This window comes from Shigella sp. FC1567 (assembly GCF_001743015.1).
In the GTDB taxonomy this organism is placed as follows: domain Bacteria; phylum Pseudomonadota; class Gammaproteobacteria; order Enterobacterales; family Enterobacteriaceae; genus Escherichia; species Escherichia coli.
Map to the genome: position 1 here is coordinate 1 of NZ_MIIV01000132.1, position 5,658 is coordinate 5,658.

Annotated in this window: 6 protein-coding genes and 1 pseudogene; 5 read left to right on the top strand and 2 right to left on the bottom strand. The window is 51.0% G+C overall.

The window, feature by feature from the left end; all coding sequences use genetic code 11:
• Nucleotides 1-165: IS1 family transposase (locus BHE85_RS09875; protein ID WP_047664789.1), on the bottom strand; the 165-nt coding region annotated here is incomplete at its 3' end.
• Between the two features lie 384 nt (nt 166-549).
• Between BHE85_RS09875 and BHE85_RS09880 the strand changes: the two genes are divergently transcribed.
• Genes BHE85_RS09880 through BHE85_RS09895 form a run of 4 tightly spaced genes read left to right on the top strand, consistent with a single transcriptional unit; the run spans nt 550 to nt 5,266 of the window.
• Nucleotides 550-996: a PTS fructose transporter subunit IIA gene (locus BHE85_RS09880; protein ID WP_000729595.1), complete on the top strand. Its 447-nt coding sequence runs from the start codon at nt 550-552 to the stop codon at nt 994-996.
• A gap of 10 nt (nt 997-1,006) precedes the next feature.
• Nucleotides 1,007-2,458 carry a PTS fructose-like transporter subunit IIBC gene (locus BHE85_RS09885; protein WP_039064336.1) on the top strand — a complete coding sequence of 484 codons (1,452 nt, stop codon included), beginning with the start codon at nt 1,007-1,009 and terminating at the stop codon, nt 2,456-2,458.
• Nucleotides 2,448-3,518 carry an aminopeptidase gene (locus BHE85_RS09890; protein WP_001019497.1) on the top strand — a complete coding sequence of 357 codons (1,071 nt, stop codon included), beginning with the start codon at nt 2,448-2,450 and terminating at the stop codon, nt 3,516-3,518. Before BHE85_RS09885 ends, BHE85_RS09890 begins: the two co-directional genes overlap by 11 nt.
• On the top strand, nt 3,518-5,266 hold the full coding sequence (locus BHE85_RS09895) for a putative frv operon regulatory protein (RefSeq protein ID WP_000931352.1): 1,749 nt from the start codon (nt 3,518-3,520) through the stop codon (nt 5,264-5,266). The genes BHE85_RS09890 and BHE85_RS09895 overlap by 1 nt, the downstream gene beginning before the upstream one ends.
• 49 nt (nt 5,267-5,315) lie before the next feature.
• Here BHE85_RS09895 and BHE85_RS09900 read toward each other — a convergent pair.
• Nucleotides 5,316-5,444, bottom strand: a pseudogene (locus BHE85_RS09900) (DUF3829 domain-containing protein); the annotation flags it as partial.
• Nucleotides 5,445-5,493: 49 nt separating this feature from the next.
• Here BHE85_RS09900 and BHE85_RS09905 point away from each other — a divergent pair.
• Nucleotides 5,494-5,658: IS1 family transposase (locus BHE85_RS09905; protein ID WP_047664789.1), on the top strand; the 165-nt coding region annotated here is incomplete at its 3' end.

A 5,658-nucleotide genomic window follows, 5' to 3' on the forward strand; every position in this document is an offset into this window, starting at 1 on the left:
TTTCTGGTGCGTACCGGGCTGAGAGGCGGTGTAAGTGAACTGTAGTTGCCATGTTTTACGGCAATGAGAGCAGAGATAGCGCTGATGTCCGGCAGTGCTTTTGCCGTTACGCACCACGCCTTCAGTAGCGGAGCAGGAAGGACATCTGATGGAAATGGAAGCCACGCAAGCACCTTAAAATCACCATCATACACTAAATCAGTAAGTTGGCAGCATTACCAGCTGCAAGAAGTGTTTTACCTGCCGTAATTGCCCAATGTGCCGGAGATGCCTCCGGCACAATATTTTAAATTTCGATTTGAAAAATTAAACATATTACATCTCCCGGTAAGTTATATTTCCCTGATACATTGTGAGTAAATCACAAAAATAATGAATAACCCATTAATGATTCATGTGGTTTATTTAAATAACCATTATGTGCATTACTCCGCAAATCTGACCTTTCACTCTGTCTCAAATTGTCATTGTTTACCGACATATCGCCTCTCATCACTTAATCGCTCCACCATTACAATTGATTAAAATATATTTTATGGAGTCCGATTAATGGCAGCTCTTACTGCAAGCTGTATTGACCTGAATATTCAGGGCAATGGCGCTTATTCCGTTCTGAAGCAGTTGGCGACAATAGCGTTACAAAACGGTTTTATCACCGACTCACACCAGTTCCTGCAAACCCTGCTGCTGCGCGAAAAAATGCACTCTACTGGATTTGGTTCCGGTGTCGCCGTGCCGCACGGTAAAAGCGCCTGCGTTAAACAACCGTTCGTATTATTCGCCCGCAAAGCGCAGGCTATTGACTGGAAAGCCAGCGATGGCGAAGACGTCAATTGCTGGATCTGCCTCGGCGTGCCGCAAAGCGGCGAAGAGGATCAGGTCAAAATCATCGGCACACTGTGTCGCAAAATTATTCACAAGGAATTTATTCATCAACTGCAACAGGGCGATACCGACCAAGTGCTTGCCTTGTTAAATCAAACCCTCAGCTCATAAGGAAGTGGCGATGGAGTCATCCTTACGTATTGTCGCGATCACCAACTGCCCCGCCGGGATCGCTCACACCTACATGGTGGCGGAAGCCCTGGAACAGAAAGCCCGTTCTCTCGGCCATACCATAAAAGTGGAAACTCAAGGGTCCAGTGGCGTTGAAAACCGCTTATCCAGCGAAGAGATTGCCGCTGCCGATTACGTCATTCTCGCTACCGGGCGTGGCCTGAGCGGTGATGATCGCGCGCGGTTTACCGGGAAGAAAGTTTATGAGATTGCCATCTCCCAGGCGTTGAAAAATATCGACCAGATTTTCAGCGAATTACCGACAAACTCGCAGCTTTTTGCCGCAGATAGTGGCGTGAAGCTTGGCAAACAGGAAATGCAAAGCGGCAGCGTGATGAGCCACCTGATGGCGGGCATCTCTGCGGCGCTGCCGTTTGTCATCGGCGGTGGTATCCTGGTGGCGCTTGCCAACATGCTGGTGCAGTTCGGTTTGCCGTATACCGATATGTCGAAAGGCGCGCCGTCGTTTACCTGGGTAGTTGAATCCATCGGTTACCTTGGCTTCACCTTTATGATCCCCATCATGGGCGCTTATATTGCCTCGTCGATTGCCGATAAACCGGCTTTCGCTCCGGCGTTTCTGGTTTGCTATCTGGCGAACGACAAAGCGCTGCTCGGCACCCAGTCGGGTGCGGGATTCCTCGGCGCGGTGGTGCTGGGGCTGGCGATTGGCTATTTCGTCTTCTGGTTCCGCAAAGTGCGCCTTGGCAAAGCATTACAACCGCTGCTCGGTTCAATGCTGATCCCGTTCGTTACTCTGCTGGTTTTCGGCGTGCTCACTTACTACGTTATCGGGCCGGTGATGTCCGACCTCATGGGCGGGCTGCTCCACTTCCTGAATACCATTCCTCCATCAATGAAGTTTGCAGCAGCGTTTCTGGTCGGTGCGATGCTGGCGTTCGATATGGGCGGCCCCATCAATAAAACCGCCTGGTTCTTCTGCTTCTCACTGCTGGAAAAACACATTTATGACTGGTACGCCATCGTCGGCGTTGTCGCGTTGATGCCGCCCGTTGCGGCGGGTCTTGCGACGTTCATTGCGCCCAAACTGTTTACCCGACAGGAAAAAGAGGCTGCCAGTAGTGCCATTGTGGTCGGTGCCACAGTCGCAACCGAACCGGCTATACCTTACGCTCTGGCAGCTCCGTTGCCGATGATTACCGCCAATACGCTGGCGGGTGGCATTACCGGCGTGCTGGTGATCGCTTTCGGAATCAAACGTCTGGCACCTGGTTTGGGTATCTTTGACCCGCTGATCGGCCTGATGTCGCCGGTGGGTTCGTTTTATCTGGTGCTGGCGATTGGCCTCGCGCTGAACATTTCATTCATTATCGTCCTGAAAGGATTGTGGTTACGCCGCAAAGCGAAAGCCGCGCAACAGGAGCTTGTCCATGAACATTGAGTTACTGCAACAGTTGTGCGAAGCCAGCGCCGTCAGCGGCGATGAACAGGAAGTTCGCGACATTCTGATAAACACGCTGGAACCTTGCGTTAATGAGATCACCTTTGATGGTCTGGGCAGCTTTGTTGCCCGTAAGGGGAATAAAGGTCCAAAAGTTGCCGTTGTCGGGCATATGGATGAAGTCGGCTTTATGGTCACCCACATCGACGAGAGCGGTTTTCTGCGTTTCACCACCATTGGTGGCTGGTGGAATCAGTCGATGCTCAACCACCGGGTAACCATACGCACACACAAGGGAGTGAAAATCCCTGGTGTGATTGGTTCCGTCGCGCCTCATGCGTTAACGGAAAAGCAAAGGCAACGGCCGCTGTCATTTGATGAGATGTTCATTGATATTGGCGCAAACAGTCGCGATGAGGTGGAAAAACGCGGTGTGGCGATGGGCGATTTTATTAGCCCGGAAGCCAATTTTGCCTGCTGGGGCGAAGATAAAGTGGTCGGCAAGGCGCTGGATAACCGCATCGGCTGCGCAATGATGGCTGAACTATTGCAGACGGTGAATAATCCCGAAATTACGCTGTATGGCGTCGGCAGCGTGGAAGAAGAAGTTGGGCTACGCGGGGCACAAACCTCGGCGGAACACATTAAACCGGATGTAGTGATCGTGCTGGATACCGCTGTCGCAGGCGATGTTCCGGGCATTGATAACATTAAATACCCGCTGAAACTGGGCCAGGGGCCGGGGCTGATGCTGTTTGACAAGCGCTACTTCCCCAACCAGAAACTGGTAGCAGCGTTAAAAAGCTGTGCCGCACATAACGATTTACCGCTGCAATTTTCCACCATGAAAACCGGTGCGACGGATGGCGGGCGCTACAACGTGATGGGCGGCGGGCGTCCGGTTGTTGCGCTGTGCCTGCCAACCCGCTATCTGCACGCTAACAGCGGTATGATTTCAAAAGCCGATTACGATGCTCTGCTCACGTTGATACGGGATTTTCTGACCACCTTAACCGCGGAGAAAGTCAACGCGTTTAGCCAGTTCCGTCAGATGGATTAATGCTAAACGAACGCCAGTTAAAGATTGTCGATCTGCTGGAGCAACAGCCGCGCACGCCTGGTGAGCTGGCGCAACAGACTGGCGTTTCAGGCAGGACCATCCTGCGTGATATTGACTATCTCAACTTTACCCTTAACGGCAAAGCCCGCATTTCCGCCAGTGGTAGTGCGGGCTATCAGCTGGAAATCTTCGAGCGCCGCAGCTTTTTTCAGTTGCTGCAAAAGCACGATAACGACTATCGGCTGCTGGCACTGTTATTACTGAATACCTTTACTCCCCGTGCGCAACTCGCCTCGGCGCTTAATTTGCCAGAAACGTGGGTCGCAGAGCGTCTGCCCCGGTTAAAACAGCGTTATGAACGCGCTTGTTGCCTGGCCAGCCGCCCCGGTTTGGGCCATTTCATTGATGAGACAGAAGAGAAGCGCGTTATCTTGCTGGCGAACTTGCTGCGCAAAGATCCGTTTTTAATTCCGCTGGCGGGCGTAACACGAGACAACCTTCAGCATTTATCCACGGCCTGCGACAACCAACACCGCTGGCCGCTCATGCAGGGTGATTATCTCTCCAGCCTGATTCTGGCGATTTACGCCCTGCGTAATCAACTGACCGATGAGTGGCCGCAATATCCCGGTGACGAGATAAAACAAATCGTTGAACAAAGCGGCATGTTTCTTGGTGATAACGCTGTAAGAACCCTGACAGGTTTGATAGAGAAACAGCATCAGCAAGCGCAGGTAATTTCAGCCGATCATGTGCTGGGGTTGCTGCAAAGGGTGCCAGACATCGCGTCATTGAATATTATTGATACGCAGTTGGTTGAGAATATTACCGGGCATTTATTACGTTGCCTTGCCGCACCGGTGTGGATTGCTGAGCACCGCCAAAGTAGCATGAATAACCTGAAAGCAGCCTGGCCTGCGGCCTTTGATATGAGTCTGCACTTTATTACGCTACTGCGTGAACAGCTCGATATTCCCCTTTTCGACAACGATCTGATCGGTTTGTATTTTGCCTGTGCGCTGGAGCGGCATCAAAACGAACGCCAGCCGATCATTTTGCTCTCGGACCAGAACGCGATTGCCACTATTAATCAGCTCGCCATTGAGCGCGATGTTTTAAATTGTCGGGTAATTATTGCCCGTAGCTTAAGCGAACTTGTTGCCATTCGCGAAGAGATTGAGCCGTTATTGATCATTAACAATAGCCATTATTTACTGGAAGACGCGGTAAATAATTACATCACCGTAAAAAATATCATTACGGCTGCCGGTATCGAACAAATAAAACATTTTCTGGCGACGGCATTTATTCGCCAGCAACCGGAGCGTTTTTTCTCTGCCCCCGGAAGTTTTCATTATTCGAATGTACGCGGTGAAAGCTGGCAACATATTACCCGGCAAATTTGTGCGCAATTAGTCGCACAACACCATATTACCGCCGATGAAGCACAACGCATCATCGCCCGCGAAGGCGAAGGTGAAAACCTGATTGTTAATCGCCTCGCCATCCCACATTGCTGGAGCGAACAGGAGCGACGTTTTCGTGGATTTTTTATTACCCTCGCCCAACCAGTTGAGGTGAATAACGAAGTCATTAACCATGTCTTGATCGCCTGCGCCGCCGCCGATGCGCGTCATGAGCTAAAAATATTTAGCTATCTGGCAAGCATATTGTGTCAGCATCCGGCAGAGGTTATTGCCGGGTTAACAGGATATGAGGCATTTATGGAGTTACTTCACAAGGGGTGAACTGTGTCAGATGCGCCGCATCCGACACTGCATTTATCATCAAAAACGTTTAACGCAGGCTATTATAGTCATCAACCATTTCGTTGTACTCGCGTAATGCTCTCGGGAAAGAGTCTTCGACCATCCAGCTTGAGTTTGCGTCCTGAAGTTGCTCTTTATCCCAGTCAGAGTAGGTAATGCTGCCAACTTACTGATTTAGTGTATGATGGTGATTTTAAGGTGCTTGCGTGGCTTCCATTTCCATCAGATGTCCTTCCTGCTCCGCTACTGAAGGCGTGGTGCGTAACGGCAAAAGCACTGCCGGACATCAGCGCTATCTCTGCTCTCATTGCCGTAAAACATGGCAACTACAGTTCACTTACACCGCCTCTCAGCCCGGTACGCACCAGAAA